Source organism: bacterium (assembly GCA_020444325.1).
Classification (GTDB): domain Bacteria; phylum Bacteroidota; class Ignavibacteria; order SZUA-365; family SZUA-365; genus BM516.
This window is the reverse complement of sequence record JAHLLD010000007.1, coordinates 179,416-195,971: the sequence shown is the minus strand read 5'-3', so window position 1 is coordinate 195,971 and position 16,556 is coordinate 179,416. Positions and strand designations below refer to the sequence as shown.

13 protein-coding genes are annotated in these 16,556 nt (G+C 56.1%); 8 read left to right on the top strand and 5 right to left on the bottom strand.

The genetic code is table 11. The features are described 5' to 3' along the window. The first annotated feature begins 31 nt into the window (after positions 1-31). The 5 genes from KQI65_11180 to KQI65_11160 all read left to right on the top strand — a co-directional run bounded on the left by KQI65_11180 (position 32) and on the right by KQI65_11160 (position 7,471). The gene (locus KQI65_11180) at positions 32-1,048 is read left to right on the top strand and encodes an ABC transporter substrate-binding protein (GenBank protein MCB2205303.1); all 1,017 of its coding nucleotides are present in this window, start codon (positions 32-34) and stop codon (positions 1,046-1,048) included. A gap of 31 nt (positions 1,049-1,079) precedes the next feature. Beyond that, a complete protein-coding gene (locus tag KQI65_11175; GenBank protein MCB2205302.1) occupies positions 1,080-2,318 on the top strand; it encodes an STAS domain-containing protein in 1,239 nt (412 codons plus the stop codon). Continuing rightward, entirely contained in the window at positions 2,315-3,259 is a 945-nt protein-coding gene (locus tag KQI65_11170) for an ABC transporter permease (protein ID MCB2205301.1), read from the top strand. Before KQI65_11175 ends, KQI65_11170 begins: the two co-directional genes overlap by 4 nt. Next, the gene (locus tag KQI65_11165; GenBank protein ID MCB2205300.1) at positions 3,259-4,071 is read left to right on the top strand and encodes an ATP-binding cassette domain-containing protein; all 813 of its coding nucleotides are present in this window, start codon (positions 3,259-3,261) and stop codon (positions 4,069-4,071) included. The genes KQI65_11170 and KQI65_11165 overlap by 1 nt, the downstream gene beginning before the upstream one ends. Positions 4,072-4,204: 133 nt before the next feature. After that, positions 4,205-7,471, top strand: a complete 3,267-nt coding sequence (locus KQI65_11160) for a GHKL domain-containing protein (GenBank protein ID MCB2205299.1) — start codon at positions 4,205-4,207, stop codon at positions 7,469-7,471. 17 nt (positions 7,472-7,488) lie between these two features. Here the strand turns inward: KQI65_11160 and KQI65_11155 are convergent, their stop codons facing one another. From KQI65_11155 to KQI65_11140, 4 genes are all read right to left on the bottom strand, one after another. Then, positions 7,489-9,597, bottom strand: a complete 2,109-nt coding sequence (locus KQI65_11155) for a chloride channel protein (GenBank protein MCB2205298.1) — start codon at positions 9,595-9,597, stop codon at positions 7,489-7,491. Between the two features lie 73 nt (positions 9,598-9,670). Beyond that, positions 9,671-9,991, bottom strand: a complete 321-nt coding sequence (locus KQI65_11150; GenBank protein MCB2205297.1) for a heavy metal-binding domain-containing protein — start codon at positions 9,989-9,991, stop codon at positions 9,671-9,673. Between the two features lie 59 nt (positions 9,992-10,050). After that, positions 10,051-10,374: a hypothetical protein gene (locus tag KQI65_11145; GenBank protein ID MCB2205296.1), complete on the bottom strand. Its 324-nt coding sequence runs from the start codon at positions 10,372-10,374 to the stop codon at positions 10,051-10,053. Positions 10,375-10,385: 11 nt separating this feature from the next. Next, positions 10,386-11,894 (bottom strand): T9SS type A sorting domain-containing protein, encoded by a 1,509-nt coding sequence (locus tag KQI65_11140; protein MCB2205295.1) that lies wholly within the window; start codon positions 11,892-11,894, stop codon positions 10,386-10,388. A 164-nt stretch (positions 11,895-12,058) separates the two neighbouring features. Here KQI65_11140 and KQI65_11135 point away from each other — a divergent pair, with 164 nt between their 5' ends. The 3 genes from KQI65_11135 (at position 12,059) to KQI65_11125 (ending at position 15,527) form a co-directional block, all read left to right on the top strand. Then, positions 12,059-12,916, top strand: a complete 858-nt coding sequence (locus KQI65_11135) for a hypothetical protein (protein MCB2205294.1) — start codon at positions 12,059-12,061, stop codon at positions 12,914-12,916. Then, on the top strand, positions 12,913-13,974 hold the full coding sequence (gene amrS, locus KQI65_11130; protein ID MCB2205293.1) for an AmmeMemoRadiSam system radical SAM enzyme: 1,062 nt from the start codon (positions 12,913-12,915) through the stop codon (positions 13,972-13,974). Before KQI65_11135 ends, amrS begins: the two co-directional genes overlap by 4 nt. 65 nt (positions 13,975-14,039) lie before the next feature. After that, positions 14,040-15,527 carry a dicarboxylate/amino acid:cation symporter gene (locus KQI65_11125; protein MCB2205292.1) on the top strand — a complete coding sequence of 496 codons (1,488 nt, stop codon included), beginning with the start codon at positions 14,040-14,042 and terminating at the stop codon, positions 15,525-15,527. A gap of 275 nt (positions 15,528-15,802) precedes the next feature. Here the strand turns inward: KQI65_11125 and KQI65_11120 are convergent, their stop codons facing one another. Then, complete coding sequence (locus tag KQI65_11120; protein MCB2205291.1) at positions 15,803-16,516, bottom strand: superoxide dismutase; 714 nt, start codon at positions 16,514-16,516, stop codon at positions 15,803-15,805. Positions 16,517-16,556: the final 40 nt, after the last annotated feature.

Below are 16,556 nucleotides of genomic sequence, written 5' to 3'. Positions count from 1 at the left end.
CATTGACGTTTTAGATACGGAGGAATGACATATGATGCGGAGATTAGCTCCTGTCGCACGCAGGCTCGGAATCGTTGCGGTCGCAGCTCTGGCGATGACAATGCTCTGGTCCTGTCAGAAAAACGAGGAAGGCGACACCAGTAAAAAAGTCTGGAAACTCAGCATGATCAAGTATGACGAGCTTCGGCAGACGCGTGATGCGGAAGCCGGATTTCGCTCGGGACTCGAGCTGGCCGGCCTCAAGGAAGGTGAGGACTACACCATCGTCATGCGCAACGCCCAGGGGGATGCGGATGCTGTGCTCTCCCTCATCGATGCCACTGCTGCGGACGGGACCGATATGATCGTTTCGCTGCAGACGCCGACATTGCATACAGCCGTGCAGCGCGGCGAGGGATTGCCGCTGGTATTCATGGTTGTCGCCAACCCATTCGTCATTTCCACCGTGGGCAGGAACGACAACGACCACCTGCCGTACCTGACCGGGGTGTACACCAATACGACCTTCACGGCAATGATGAACTACATCAAGCAGGTGAAACCTGAAATCAACCGTATCGGGACACTGTTTACGCAGTCGGAACTCAATGCGACCTTCTACAAGAGCAACCTCATTACCGCTGCGTCGGATGCGGGCCTGCAGCTCGAGACGTACGGTGTCAGCTACAAGTCTTCCGTGCCGCAGGCAACACAGTCGCTGATCGATCTCGGTGTCGATGCCATCTGCCAGATCGAGGATAACATGACAAGTGCCACGTTCCCGAGTATTGTGCGTGTCGCCAAGGAAAACAACATCCCCGTGTTCTCGTTTGTCAACGAGCAGGCAGAGCAGGGTTCAGTCATCGTCGTCGCTCCGGATTATATCCAGGGCGCGCGCAAGGCCGCTGAGTTCGCGGCTCGGATTATGCGCGGGGAGGATCCCGCGGATATTCCCTTCGAACGCATTCAGAAGTTTGATCACATCGTCAACCTGAAAGCCGCCAGGGAGTTCGGAGTGACGGTACCGCAAAGTATTATTGACCGGGCCGACAAGGTCCTGGACGACTAGTATTCCGCCCCGCGCGGAACAAGGAGGTACTGTGGAAATCGGACGCTCGGTTACCGGGAAGCATCATACCCTGCAGGTAAAAGGGAAGCTCGATGCGTACTGGTCTGATGCCCTGAGCACGGAACTTGAGAACAGCGTGCGCAGCGGAGCGACGGAGATCGTGCTCGACCTCGCTGATGTGAGCTTTATCAGTTCCGCCGGGTTGCGTGTGCTGTTGTTATACCTCAAGCAGATGCGCGCAATCAACGGCGTTCTCCGGATTGACAATCCTTCCGACAAGGTGCGCAATATTTTCGATCTCTCCGGATTGACGGAACTGCTGCTGCGGACCTCGGGGGACGAGAGTGCCCGCCAGGATGATCCAATGGAGGAGCTTGAGGACGGGTGTGGGTCGTTCTGCCTGTATCCAATCCATGAAGAAGAACCGGGCCAGGCAGCATATTATCCTGCGCCATCCGGCAGCCTGTCAGAATATCCCAGCCTTAAACTGCCATCCACCCATTTCGCTTTTGGCATTGGTTCGTTCGGCGACGTGGATGCTGGTGTCGAACAGCAGTTCGGGGAATTCCTTTCCGCTGGTGGTATTACCGTGTGTCTTCCGACGGATGAAAGAAATCATCCGGATTACATGATTGAAGATGGCGTGTTTGTCCCTTCCATTTCCCTTTACTCGGGCATGGTCGTGGAGGCGCGCTTTGCGAAGGAAATTCGCTTTGAAGCTTCGGAGGAACGACGAGGAATGTCGTTTTCCCGGCTTGCGCAGCTTGCCCTTGACCAGTGCGGCGACCATGCCGGACTGCTGATTCTCGCCGAGGCGGCTTCTTTGATCGGTTGTTCCCTTCGGCGCAGTCCTGTACCGGATGGATTTCAGTGGGAGCTCCCCGGCCTCCGCGAGCAGTTTGCGTTCACCACGGAGCCCTCATATCCGAGAAGCATGGTCGTGTTGTCGGCGGTGGTTTCCCGCCAGGAACTACCGTATCTCCGGCGTCTCGCGCCGAATCGGAATGTATTCGGGCACGCGCATGCCGCGGTCTTTTCATACCGTCCACTGCCGGCAGGACAGGTGGATCCTGTGCGCTTCATTCGTTCACTGTTCGACGAAGAGCAGACACAGACGGTGCTGCACCTGCTCTACGATGCCCGCAACACGCTCAGCAGTAATGAGAGTGAATTTGTCCGTGGTTCAATGTTCGTCCATCCACTGGAAATGCCGGCAACCTCGCATCAGGAAGAAGTTTCCGCTATCACAGGGGAGGAGATAGAACCATGATGATCGTGCTGATCGGCGCCCTGGCAATGGGCTTCATGTTCGCGCCTCTCGCGATGGGCGTGTTCCTTTCCTATCGCATCCTCCGTTTCCCGGATGTTACTGTTGATGGATCGTTCGTGCTCGGGGCGGTGATTGCGGCACGTTTAATAGATCTGGGAATGGACCCGATTTCCGCCACCGTTCTCGGCGCTCTTGGCGGGATTGGCAGCGGCATGATGACCGGACTGCTCATCACCCGCTTCAAGATTGAACGCATGCTCGCGGGTATTCTCGTGGCCATGGCGCTTTACGGGATCAACCTCATTATTCTCACACAGGGATCCTTCGCATACGAAGGCCATATCACTCTGTATGAATATGCCCGTGACCTGGCGGAGGCCGTGTTTGGGACACGCTATGTCACCCAGGGGCTGGGTGTGCAGTACTCCCCTGCGCGACTCGTCTCCATGCTGTTCTCCGGGGGCATGGTGCTGGTACTCTCAACAGCCATGGTCCTGTTCTTTCGCACGCGTTTCGGACTGGCAATGCGGGCCGCGGGCTCCAACGGTCAGGCGACACGCGCCGTCGGTGCCAATGTATCCCTTCATATCGTCGCCACACTCGCAGTGTCCAATGCACTTGCAGCACTGACAGGCGCGATCTGGACGCAGTATTATGGATCCGTCGCTCTCACTGACGGCGTGGGATACATCGTGATCGGTCTGGCCTGCGTGCTCATTGGTGAGACGTTCCTGAAAAACCGCACCTTTGCCGTAAGACTGCTCAGCGCCATCCTCGGTGCCACCATCTATGAGCTCATCCGTTCGCTGCTCATGTACACCGGTCTTACGGGTGACTATTTCAAATTGATTTCGACCATCATTGTTCTCCTCGCGCTGCTCGTGCCTGACAGGGTGCGCGCGCTGCGTCAGCGAAGGATTGAACAGCGGAGTGCTGCCTGATGCTTGAACTGCGCAATATCGCGAAGTCTTTCGATGGACACGGCTCTGAACGCATCCATGCACTTGAGCCACTCTCTCTCAGTTTCCAGGAAGGGGATTTCATTGTCATTGTGGGATCGAACGGCTCGGGAAAGTCCACGCTCCTGAATCTCATTTCAGGAAGTGAATCCGTAGATGCGGGAAGCATTATTCTTGACGGGAAGGACGTCACCGCGCAGCCAGAGCATCTGCGGGCGAGGGATATTGGTCGTGTATTTCAAAACCCGTTCCGTGGCACCGTCCCTGATATGACGGTGGAGGAGAATCTCGCACTGGCGGCCCGCCGCGGAAAGCCCTTTGATCTCGGATTTGCCCTCACCAGAGAATTGCGCGATGAGATTTATGATCGTCTGTCAGGACTCGGGATCGGACTCGAAACGCGGATGAAGCAGCCGATTTCCACGCTCTCTGGCGGACAGCGTCAGGTCGTCACCATGCTCATGGCGACATGGCAGGAACCGAAGCTGCTGCTGCTCGATGAACATACCGCGGCACTGGATCCCCAGAGTGCTGACCTGGTGCTGAAAATTACCGGACATATCGTCAGTACGGGGCACCTGACCGTCCTGATGGTTACCCATTCGATGCAGCATGCTGTGCACTTTGGCGATCGCCTGCTGATGATGCACAGGGGACGCATCTCAATGGATATCAGCGGGAGCGAGAAAAACCGCGCTCAACCAAGTGAACTTATCAACCGGTTTGAGGAGTTGCGTCGCGCTGAGCTGCTTGATCAATCCGTGGGGCAACTGCTGATGGAGCAATACATTTGATGCTGCTGTCAGCCTGAACAGAAGGGAAGTGATGATACGCTTGATATATATGGCGATAGGACCCCGGCATCTCCAGTGGGTTGTGACTGCAGTGTTGCTTGTCCTGTGCGGGTCAATAATACACGCACAGCAGATGCACTTTGCGCATTACCGGAGCAGTGAAGGACTCCCGCAGCAGACAGTCACCTGCATTATGCAGGACAGCAGGGGATTTCTCTGGGTGGGAACCCGCGAAGGACTGTGTCGATTCGATGGCTCCCGCTTCATGGTGTATCGTGAAATGCAGGGGAATATACCGGTTCTCTCAGACGACTTCATTTCGGCACTGCATGAAGACCGTCATGGCCTTCTGTGGATCGGGACCTGGCATGGGCTCACCAGCTATGATCCGAAAGAACAGCAATGGACCCGCTACAGGCACGACCCAACCGATCCCAGGAGCCTGAGTGATGACAGAGTGACGGCATTCCATGAGGATGCCGATGGTGTTCTCTGGATCGCAACCTGTAACGGCCTGAACAGGCTGACGGTCGCGGGAAACTTTGAACGCGTCAAATACCGTAGGCTTGCGCAGGCGAAACGGGACTCGATCTGGAGTCTTGCCGGGGATGCCCGTGGCCGCCTCTGGATCGGTACCGCGAACGACGGTCTTCACACATATGACCCGGCATCCGGAACGGGCAAACCCTATACCGTGCGTGATACATCGCAGGGCCTGCCTGCCACTGAAATCCGGAGTCTGCTGTTCGACAGAGACCAACGTCTCTGGATCGGCAGTGGAGCGGGCGCAACTGTTTTGCATAAAGATGGGCGCATCGAACAGCTCCATTTCGAGGGTGGGGATAATCAGCGGATTACCGCGCTGATCAATCTCCGGGAAGGTGGTGTCTGCATGGGGGTCCTCGGTGCCGGGGTTCTGCACTGGTCCGCCCCCGGTGTACTGGAGAGGCATTACCGGCATGACGAGACGATACCGGGCAGCCTGAGCACCAATTACGTCCTCTCCATTTTTGAAGATCGATCGGGGAATGTATGGACGGGGACGTCCAACGGCGGCCTGAATCGCTGCAATCTGCTTACAGAGCAGTTCTCTCATCTGCGCAATATCGGAGGAGGCGAGTCCCGCCCCGAAGACCGGATGGTCTGGGCCCTGACCACGACGAATGACGGCAGTCTGTGGATCGCAACAGATTACGGAATCCACATACGCACATCCGGGCAGGGGCAATGGCGTTATATCGGCAAACATGCCGGTGCCGTCGTATCCAGCAGGAGCTGGCATACCTGGTCACTGCTCACCGATAGTAAAGGTCGGGTGTGGGCCGGTGGTGAGAACGGACTCGATTGCTATCAGCCGAAGGGGGACCGCATCGAAAGAATTCCCGTCCCGTATACGGAACTGGCTGGCAATCAGATATTCACCATGCTCGAAAGCAAAGACGGCTCGCTGTGGATAGGCAGCGATCACGGCGTATACGTCATCCCCGCGGATGGTTCTGCATTGCGTCAATATCTCGGTAAATCGGAAGCAACCGGTGCAGCCGCCGTGCAGCCATGGTGCATGCTGGAAAGCTCCAATGGCAAGATCTGGATAGGAACGAATGTGAGGGGCTTCTACACGTTCGATCCTGAAAAGAAAAAGTGGACGCATTACGATCAGGAGCCGGGAGGCATCAGCAGCAGTAGTATTACCTGTATGCTGGAAGCGGATGATGGGTCAGTATGGATGGGAAGTGTCGGCGGGGGATTGCATCGCGTCGACTCTCTCGATATGCATATCACACGGCTGACCGAGCAGGATGGACTTGCGAATAATACTGTGTACGGTCTGCTGCAGGATGAGGCGGGACGCTTCTGGATGAGCAGTAATCATGGTATCTCAGTCTATGACCCGCGAGATCGCAGCGTGATAAATTTCAGGGTCAGTGATGGACTGCAGGCCGAGGAGTTCAACCAGGGAGCGGCCGCAAGAGGTCCTGACGGACGCATGTATTTCGGGGGCGGGAATGGTATAAACAGCTTCATCCCCTCACAGATTAAGCGGAACCGGGCTGTTCCGCCCGTGGCTATCACAGCTGTCAACGTTCAGCAGCGGCGCAGGGGTGGACTGGTCCTTCTACCGCAGACTTCCGGGGTGGAATATGAACTTTCGGCGGGAACGTCTTTTCTGACGATCGACTTTGCAGCGCTTGATCTCACTGACCCCGAACGCAATGAATACAGCTGGATGATGGAAGGTGTGCAGGATACATGGACCGACAGCACACATATGCGCAGGGCCATGTTTCCCGGACTCACACCCGGACGCTACACCTTCAAAGTGAGGGGAAGCAACAATCATGGCGCATGGAATAATACGGGAGCGCAGATCACGTTCATCATTCCCGCTCCCTGGTATGCCACCACGTGGTTCAGGATTCTCGTCGTTCTTTTACTGATCGCAGTTGTGGTGCTGATTGTGCGATCCAGGCGCAGGGCGAACAGGAGGCGGTTCAATGAGCAGGCGCAGCAGCAAATGCAGCTTACGGCGGAACTGCGTTCGCGCGAGGACGAACTTCTCGTGAGCCGCGAAGCGCTCGCGGAAGCCGTTGACGCACTGCGAAGTACACAGACAAAGCTGACCTATGCCAGCAAATTGGCTTCGCTCGGACAGATGACGGCGGGAATTGCACATGAGATCAAGAACCCGATCAACTTTGTAAATAACTTCGCCTTCTCGTCGATCGATATTGCACAGGAATTGCGTGAGGAACTGGAGGAAGGAGACTCGGATGAGGGTCCGCTGGCCGAGCGCATCGCGCCGCTGATTGACGAGCTGGTGATGAGCGCCGAAAAGATTTCAGAGCATGGCGCACGCGTGGATCGCATCGTCCGCTCCATGCTTCTGCATTCGCATGGAAAAGCCGGAGAAGCCGAGCCGGTCAAACTCAATGAGTTCCTCGACCAATATGTGACGTTGGCCTTCCATGGCATGCGTGCGCAGGTGCAGGACTTTACCGTTGAAATCATTCGCGACTACGATGACAGCATCACCACGATTCCTCTCGTGCAGCAGGATGTCGCCCGCGTCTTCGTGAATCTGCTGAACAACGCATTCCAGGCTGTGAACGAGAAGGCGGGTAGTGCGGGAGATGCATTTGAACCCACGGTTCATGTCACCTCGAGGCGGGTAGACAATTTCGCAGTCGTACGTGTTGAGGACAACGGGAACGGTGTGCCGGAACACCTGCAGCAGAAAATCTTTGAACCGTTTTTCACGACGAAAGCCGCAGGAAGTGGTACGGGACTGGGACTCTCCCTGAGTCACGAGGTCATTGTGAAGGGACACGGAGGGAAGCTTCGCTACGAAACGTCGGAACTCGGTGGTGCCTGTTTTGTGATCAGTCTCCCTCTGAATTGAGTACTTCGCCAGAGCGGTCAGTCACGTGGATTGTCGTGCCTGAACCTTTCAATGCTTTCCTTTTCCCCGAGAAGCAGAACGTCATCTCCTTCCTCGAATACGTAGTCGGCATCCGGAATGGTGCCCTGACGTTCCGCAGGGTCTACTGAATCCATGGCACCTGTCTCGGCCTCTTTCCGGATGAGAATCAACTGCACCCCGTATCGGTTACGCACATCGAGTTCCTTGATGGTTTTGCCGATGAACTGGTCGGGGACTTTCGTTTCCACGATCTGATGTGTCTCGAAGACATCTATCGTGCGGCCGCGTTCCATACCGGATACGATGGAGTGCATTCCCCCCGCCAGATCTTTCTTGAAGATTTCCTTGTTGTACATGTCGATCACGTCCTTGGCACGCACGCGTCCAAGCAGCTTGCGATTCTTCTCATTTTCGACGACGGGAAGCTGCCGGCTGTCGATGCGGCCGAATTGATGCATGACGAGATCGAGGTTGTCATCAGGCTGCAGGCACTCGACGTTCGTGCGCATGAGATCCGATGCGATCACGAGTTCAGGTGGGATATCCCTGTCTGCTATGAACTCCTTTGCCTGTTGCAGGGTGATCACGCCCTGCAAACTGTCGTTCTGATCTACGACGAAATACTCTTCATGCTTCCCATCGAGCATGGTCTGCAGCAGTGCGGGAAGAGAAGTGCTGTTGAGGATAATGTTCTCATCGCGGCGGAGCACATCTCGCACACGGTGATGACGCAAAAGGTTCACATCTCGCCCCGCGAAAAGATCGATACCCTTGCGCAGCAATTTAAGCGTGTAGATTGACTCACGTGACATCTTCGTGGTGAAGACGGTCGCGATGATCGAAGCGATCATCAGGGGCAGGATGATTTTGTAATCATTAGTCATTTCAAAAATGATCAGGATAGCGGTGATGGGTGCGTGAGTCGCGCCGGCGACCACAGCGCCCATTCCCACGAGCGAGTATGCCCCGGAGGAGGCGGAATACTGGGGCATGAGCATATGGACGAGTGCCCCGAAAAATCCACCCGTCATGGTCCCGAGGAAGAGCGATGGAGCAAACACACCGCCTGATCCGCCCGAACCCAGACTGACGCTGGTGGCGAATATCTTCGCGAAAATCAGCAGCAGCATGGTGACCCAGGAAAGGTGTCCGAGCAGGGCAGCATTCATGGTATCGTATCCCACACCGTAGATATGCGGCACGAAGACGCCCATACCTCCGATGATCAACCCACCGATCATGGTTTTCAAAATGCCATTCAGCTTGAGGTCGTCGAAGAAATCTTCGAGTCGGTAGAGCGTTTTTGTGAAGAGCAGAGCAACGATACCTGACAGAATGCCGAGGACGGCATAGGGGAGAAGTTCGAACGGACTCACCAGGTGATACGCGGGTACCTCAAATGCCGGGAAATCACCGAGAAAATGTCGTGAGACGACGGTTGCGATCACGGAGGAGATCACAATGGGACTGAACTGTGCGACACCAAAATCTCCGAGAATGATTTCGACGCTGAACAGTGCGCCGGCCACCGGTGCGTTGAACGCAGCAGCGATGCCGGATGCCGCTCCGCAGGCGACAAAGGTCTTGGTCCTCCGTGGATTGACGCGCAGCAATTGTCCGAGTGCAGAACCGATGGATGACCCGATCTGAATCACCGGTCCCTCGCGTCCGACAGATCCCCCTGCCCCGATGTAGACGGAAGAAGCGAAGAGTTTCGCGATGACCACGCGGGGACGAATCTTGCCGTCCTGGAGCGCAATGGCTTCCATCACTTCCGGCACTCCGTGTCCTTTTGCTTCCTTCGAGAAGTAGTACACCACGGCACCTACGATCGCACTTCCGATAACAGGGATCGCAATTTTCCAGAAAATCGGGACCGTGTTCAGGAAATCCAGCGTAAGCGCCCACTCACCCCAGAAAAGTTTCTGGCAGAGTTTGATCAGCCATTGTATGGCGACGGCGCCGAGTCCACCCAGCAGTCCGATGATCACCGCGACAATGACCATGAAGGTATGCTCGGTGCCTCGGAAGCGATGGAAATAGCGCTCAAGCCCGACGCGCAGGTCGAGGATCCGGTTGGAAATGTTCTCTAGAAAGGATTGCAAAACAGCGGTATTCGAGTGCAGTTCATTCGCAAGATACGGAATCCCGGGCGAACTCTCTGTATCCGTTTCCCGATTAGCCTACGACCACTGCAGTGCCACTGGCGGTAACCATGAGCATACCGCCGTTTGCGCCAAGATTTTCATAGTCGAGATCGACGCCGACGATGGCATTTGCGCCCATAGATGCTGCGCGTTCCTGCATTTCCCGCAGGGCGATATCCTTCGCATTGCGCAGCTCGTTTTCATAGGTCGCGGACCTTCCACCGACGATATCACGGATACCTGCGAAGATGTCCTTGAAAATATTGGCTCCGAGGATGGCTTCGCCGGTGACGATGCCCTTGTATTCCTGAATGGTCTTGCCCTCGATGCCGGGTGTGGTTGTAATCGTCATGTAAACTCCCAGTTGATTGGTTTAAAAAAAACGGGACTCACGCTGGAGGCCACAGGGCGTCACAGAGTGAGACTGTAAACATAGTAGACGCCATACATCATCAGAGAGGTGATGAGCGTTGTGAGTGCTGTGCCGAGAAGCACACGGCGCGGTGTTTCTTCAATAATATGATACGCAAGGGTGTGGAAGAACACCAGGTTGGCGATCGTTGCGAGGAAATAAATTTCAGAACTGTGGAAATATCTCCCTTCGATGGCGAACGGCAGCAACTGTGAAAGGATATAGATGGTCAATCCGGTAACGATGATTACCACGACGGCCTGCATGAGATACTTGCGCTGCAGGGACAGGGGTGATTGTGGTTTTCCCGTTTCTCCGGCCATTGTACGTCTGTTTATTTCTGCAGAATGAGAGTTTTCTGTGTGCGGTGACCGTTCGATTCCAGAACCGCGAGATACGCTCCAGCAGGGAGACGCGTCGCGTCCCAGCGCAGGACATGGGTTCCGGCGGACAGGTAGCCGTCATGCAGTTCGTTGACGATGCGCCCGTTGGTGTCATAAATGCGAACGCGCGCGTGTCCGCTTTCACCGAGACGCAGCTGCAGGGTGCCGATGTTGGTCGTGGGCTGAGGCCATGCATCGAGTGAAAATTGCAGTGCGGAAGAGGAGACGCTGCTGAGCTCGATCACCGGTGAATAGGAAGCACTGCCGTCCATGTCTACCTGCTTCAGTCTGTATGCGATGCGGGTAGAGGGGAGATCGGTGTCGACAAAGGAGTAATCCTGGCGCTGTGTACTGCTCCCCGCTCCGTTGACGAAGCCGCGTACTTCCCAGGAGGCGCCAATGTTGCGCTGCACTTCAAATCCGTAGTTATCCGTCTCAGTGGCTGTGGTCCATTGCAGATGTGCTGATCCCCGCGCAATCCGGCTCGCGGAAAAGGATTGCAGCTCTACGGGGGTGCCACCATTGGTTGTCCGCAGGATGAGTCCGCCTTCACCGACAGCCATCCCATTGTTCGCATCGATGAAAAACACGGAATGAAGATCCGTCGTTACCCCGCTGTTCTGCTGTGCCCAGGTAACACCGCCATCCGTCGTACGGATGATGACGCCTCCCGCACCAACGGCTGTGCCGTTGTTCATATCGGAGAAGGAAAGTCGTGCCAGGTCCGTGTTTACCGGACTCGTGACTGAACTCCAGTTGAGTCCACCGTCGGTTGTGTTCATGATCAGTCCGCCATCACCGACGATCCAGCCATCATTCATGGTGGTAAAGAACACATGATTGAGATTGGTGTTTACGCCGGATGTGATGGTGCTCCAGGCCGCGCCCCCGTTGGTGGTGCGCAGGATGACACCGCTGTTGCCCACGATAATGCCGTTGAGGAGATCCCGGAAAAAGACACCGTTGAGCGGATCATTGGTTGGCGCCAGTTTGAGACCGTAATTCGCTCCGCTGTTGTTGCTGAACAGAATGACCCCGTTGTCGCCGACGATTGTGAGTGTGGTGCCGTTCGTCGGATCATGCACGAACAGATCGTTGAGGTTTTCCGTGGTGCCCGCAGTATGCGAATTCCAGGTCGCGCCCAGATTTGTTGAGGAGCGAATCACCCCGTTGTCACCGACTACCGTAATAGTGGGCAGCGCAACGCCGCTGACGAAGATCTTGTTGAGATTTTCCGTCGTGGAAGCTGTGGCTGAGCTGAAGCTCATACCTCCGTTGGTGGTGCCGAGCACCAGTCCATCGTCACCACATGCAACAGTCATGGAGGCGGAAACAGAGAAGACGCCATGCAGCGGCTTGCTCGTCCCTGAAACCAGTTGCGTCCACTGTGCCATGGCGCTGCCGGAAAATGCGAGGGAAAAGATGATCAGCGCGCTGACCCGAAGATTGTATTGCTTCATGGGACTCCTCATCAGACGAATGATTGACCCTGTGCGGGAGTGATCTGTAAAATATAGGAAGTGGCTCCGTGAGAGTCCAATTCAGACTGCTGCGCATTTCTTCATTGAAGCAGTTCTGTCCAATACCTATCTTTTCACTTTCCATCAATCTTCCCGGAGTTCCCATGCATCGTGTTTCCATGTTCGCCCTCATGTTGCTTTTCAGCAGCGGTCTGCTGTCCGCACAGACGGTGAGTTTCAGCAGAGCCTCTTTCCCGGAAGGGATGAAAATCTCAACACAGAAGGATTTCAAAGCGGATATCATTTTCTCTGTCGGCGGCAGCACGGAGGGAATGACCATGTCAAAAGAGACCAGGGTGAAAAGTCAGTTCACCATACTGGAGGAAGGTGCGCACCGTTTCAACAAAGCGGAGCTCGTCCTGACGGAAGGATATGATTATGAACAGAGCATGATGCGGCGTAAACCCAAAAACGTGAAGCTCGATGATGCGGACAAGGTGTTCATCGTGGAAGCGAATCCGGATATGGAGAACGGCAAAGACAATCCCTGGCTGCTGAGTTTGAAGGATGGCAGCGAGGTGACGGATGAGGAAAGCTCGTTCATCCTTGATGAAGTGCTTCCGGAGCGGGCGAGCGGATTTGTGCGCATGCTTGACGGCAGAACGATGTCTGTCGGTGACACCGCCAATCTCGATGACAGTTTTCTTCAGGCTCTGGGTACCAATGTTGTCCGCAAGGGTGCGGAGATTCGGTCTGCCTATCTCCTGTTGCGGGAAGTTGGCGAGGCCGACCTCGGGGAAACCGCCACCTTTGATATCGTTGTCGATATCAGCGCGAACGCAGGCATGATGGATATGAACCTGAAGCTCAAGGGTACCGTCCTGACATACGTCGAATCACTATGGCCGCTGAATTTTACCCTCAAGGGTGACATGGGCGGCGAGTCGGCGCATGGCGGACAGGATATCGTCGCCGACGGTTTGCTCGATGCCAGTATGGTAATGTCTTACGAAGAGGACTGACAGCGAATACACCGACGAAATACTGGCACGCGACGGACGATGGTCGCATTCAATGCGACCTTTGTCCACGCGCCTGTGTGCTGCGTGAAGGACAGCGCGGTCTGTGCTACGTGCGCATGAACGAGAATGCTTCGATCGTCCTCACCACCTGGGGACGATCGAGCGGTTTCTGCGTCGATCCGATCGAGAAGAAGCCTCTGAACCATTTCTACCCGGGCAGTGCGGTCCTTTCGTTCGGGACGGCGGGCTGCAACCTCACCTGCCGTTTCTGCCAGAACTGGGATATCAGCAAATCCCGCCAGATGTCGCGTCTCGCCGACCAGGCCACGCCTGAGGCTATTGCTGCGTCTGCACAGCGTGAAGGCTGCCGCAGCGTCGCCTATACCTACAACGATCCGGTGATATTTCATGAGTATGCCATTGACACCGCCATCGCCTGTGCCGAGCGGGATGTGTATTCGGTGGCGGTGACGGCGGGATATGTCTGCGATGTGCCGCGGCAGGAATTCTATCAGCATATGCATGCAGCGAATGTGGATCTGAAGGGCTTTTCCGATTCTTTCTACCATTCACTTTGCAGTGCGCGCCTCGAACCCGTACTCGACACGCTGCGCTATATCGCACTCGAGACGGATGTCTGGCTGGAAATCACCACGCTGCTCATCCCCGGGGAGAACGACAGCGATGCCGAGCTCGATGCCATGACGCAGTGGATCGCCCGGGAACTCGGTCCCGCCGTGCCCCTGCATTTTACCGCCTTTCACCCGGACTGGAAGATGCGCGACGTCGCTTCCACCCCTGTCGATACCCTGCACCGCGCACGTGCGCATGGGAAGCGCAACGGACTGCAGCATGTGTACACGGGCAATGTCTATGATCCGGAAGGGGGAAAGACCTACTGTCAGGCATGCGGTGAAGTGCTGATTGGACGCGACCGCTATGCGCTCACGCACTGGGGTCTGGATCAACAGGGACAGTGCAGCAGCTGCGGCACGCGATGCGCGGGTCGCTTCGACGCCGTTCCGGGCACATGGGGCGCGCGGCGGAAACCGTTGTAGCACGCTTTCTCTTCCCACCACTTTCTTCTATCTTCTGGATACGCGATCACAGTTTCCAGAGGCGCATGCGCATTCCCAAACTCCCATTGCATATTCAGATTCTCCTGGGACTGATTCTCGGGGCCGTGTTCGGTCTGATATTTGCCGTGAACCAGCATCTTCTGATCCTCGAATTCACGTCGGATGGCGCACCTCGTGAAGTGGAAATGCAGGACTGGGATGAATGCACGCTTTCGCAGGGGGGAACCGAACACCGGCTTGCAGCAGGGGACCAGGCGGAAATTCTGCACCTTTTTCACCAGATGAAGAAGAAAGGTGATGTCGATGTCATCGTAAGGAAAGGGGAGCGTGTCCGTGTATACGAGAAGGTGCTGTCCATGCGCAAGGAGCAGACCATCGCCACGGTCATCAAGCCGCTTGGAGACATTTTCATTCGCCTGCTCATGATGATCGCCATCCCCCTCGTATTCGCCTCACTGCTCGTGGGCGTTTCCAGCCTGCATGACGTTACAAAAATGGCGCGCATTGGCGGGAAGACCATCGCGTACTACCTGGTCACCACGGCGCTCGCCATCAGTATCGGACTCGCGTTCGGGAATGTCCTTCGTCCCGGGGCGCAAATGGACAGTATGGCCCGTGACCGCCTCATGGCTGCCTATCAGGAGGACGCGGTCACCAAGATTGAACAGAATATTTCGGTAGACCTGCTGGACTACATCGTTAAACTCGTCCCTAAAAATGTCGTGCATGCACTCGCCAGCGCGGAGATGCTTCAGATCATTTTTTTCGCCCTGCTGCTGGGCATTACTCTGCTCTTTATCGACAGGGAAAAGGCGGAGCGTGTCATCGGCTTCTTCGATGCCATCAGCGATGCCATGATTAAAATGGTTGATTTCGTCATGCTCATCGCCCCGTATGCCGTGTTTGCGCTCATTGCGGCGACTATCGCGGAATTCGGATTCGGCATCCTGCAGACACTGCTCTGGTATATCGTGGCGGTGGTCGGCGGACTGGCGGTGCAGACCTTCATCGTGTACCCGCTGCTGCTGAAGCTGCTTGCGCGTGATGTCCCGCTCGGACGCTTCCTGCGTGAACTGCGTCCCGCCCAGCTCGTGGCGTTCACCACCAGCAGTTCGGCCGCGACGCTGCCCGTGACCATGGAGTGCTGTGAAAACGTCGGCGCGCCCAAATCCGTCACCAGCTTCGTTCTGCCTCTTGGCGCGACCATCAACATGGACGGCACGGCACTTTACCAGGGCGTGGCCGCGGTATTCATCGCCCAGGTATTCGGCATGGACCTTTCCCTCACCCAGCAGCTTACCGTTGTGCTTACCGCTACCCTGGCTTCCATCGGCACCGCCCCGGTGCCCGGCGTCGGCATCATCATGCTCATCATCGTGCTGCGCTCCGTCGGTATCCCGGAAACCGGCATCGCCCTCATCCTCGGTGTCGATCGCATCCTCGATATGTGCCGCACCATCACCAACGTCACCTCCGACGCCACTGCCACCATGATCGTCTCCAGTACCGAAAAAGTCTTCACCCCCCGGTGAGAAGTTTTTACTCCGCTGTCGAGGAGCGTTCTTTGCGCTTCGCGCAGTAGTTGTCCCGCTGCGCGGGCCGTATTCAGCAAACACCTGCGCGTCAGCGCAAACACCTGCGCGCCAGCGCAAACACCTGCGCGTAAGCGCAAACACCTACGCGCCAGCGCAAACGCCTGCGCGTAAGCGCAAACGCCTGCGCGTCAGCGCAAACACCTGCGCGTCAGCGCAAAGAACGCCCCAATGGGGCAAGAACTCCGCGTCAGCGGAAAAAACGACGCGAAGCATCAACCCATTGCGCGTTCGAGGCGCTGGGCGACGTTTTCCCAGTTGACGATTTTCATGAAGTTGTCAACGTAGTCGCCGCGCTTGTTCTGGTATTTGAGGTAATAGGCGTGCTCCCATACATCGATGACGAGCAGAGGGATGGCTCCCCACTGCGTGAGGTTCTGATGCTTTTCGGCCTGCAGAACAATCAGGCGTCGTCCGAGCGGTTCCCAGGCCAGGATGCCCCAGCCTGAGCCCTCAACTTTTTTCGCGGTGGTGGTGAATTGTTTGATGAACGGGGCAACGCCGCCGAAATCTTTTTCGAGCTGTGTTTTGAGCATCCCCGAGGGCTGACCGCTTTTGTCGGCGCTGATCATGTTTAGCCAGAAAATCGTATGCAGGATGTGTCCTGAACCATGAAATGCCGCCTTCTGCGCGAGGCGATCAATCAGATCGTAGTCGCCGCTTTCACGTGCGGCCTTCATTGCGCGGAGTGTGCTGTTCAGGCCCTTCACGTAGCCGTTGTGGTGAATGTCGTGATGAAGGCGCATGGTCTGCTCGTCGATATACGGCTCCAGTGCGTTGTAGGCATATGGAAGCATCGGAAGGATGTAGTCGCCGGATGCATCCGTGGCGAGCGAAAAGAGCGGGGCACCGTTGCGCTCAATGGGTGAAGAGAACCCGGCATACGGGGTGAGCAGTGTGGCGCCGAGCGCCGCAGCTCCGGTTTTCATGAAATCTCTGCGATTGGCGGACATGGATTCCTCCTCTATT

Excerpts from the sequence above, each read along its gene's own strand:
- KQI65_11180 (MCB2205303.1), top strand. The coding sequence starts at position 32 with ATGATGCGGAGATTAGCTCCTGTCGCACGCAGGCTCGGAATCGTTGCG.
- KQI65_11170 (MCB2205301.1), top strand. The coding sequence starts at position 2,315 with ATGATGATCGTGCTGATCGGCGCCCTGGCAATGGGCTTCATGTTCGCG.
- KQI65_11165 (MCB2205300.1), top strand. The coding sequence starts at position 3,259 with ATGCTTGAACTGCGCAATATCGCGAAGTCTTTCGATGGACACGGCTCT.
- KQI65_11160 (MCB2205299.1), top strand. The coding sequence starts at position 4,205 with ATGCACTTTGCGCATTACCGGAGCAGTGAAGGACTCCCGCAGCAGACA.
- KQI65_11150 (MCB2205297.1), bottom strand. The coding sequence starts at position 9,991 with ATGACGATTACAACCACACCCGGCATCGAGGGCAAGACCATTCAGGAA.
- KQI65_11145 (MCB2205296.1), bottom strand. The coding sequence starts at position 10,374 with ATGGCCGGAGAAACGGGAAAACCACAATCACCCCTGTCCCTGCAGCGC.
- KQI65_11140 (MCB2205295.1), bottom strand. The coding sequence starts at position 11,894 with ATGAAGCAATACAATCTTCGGGTCAGCGCGCTGATCATCTTTTCCCTC.
- KQI65_11135 (MCB2205294.1), top strand. The coding sequence starts at position 12,059 with ATGCATCGTGTTTCCATGTTCGCCCTCATGTTGCTTTTCAGCAGCGGT.
- KQI65_11125 (MCB2205292.1), top strand. The coding sequence starts at position 14,040 with ATGCGCATTCCCAAACTCCCATTGCATATTCAGATTCTCCTGGGACTG.
- KQI65_11120 (MCB2205291.1), bottom strand. The coding sequence starts at position 16,516 with ATGAAAACCGGAGCTGCGGCGCTCGGCGCCACACTGCTCACCCCGTAT.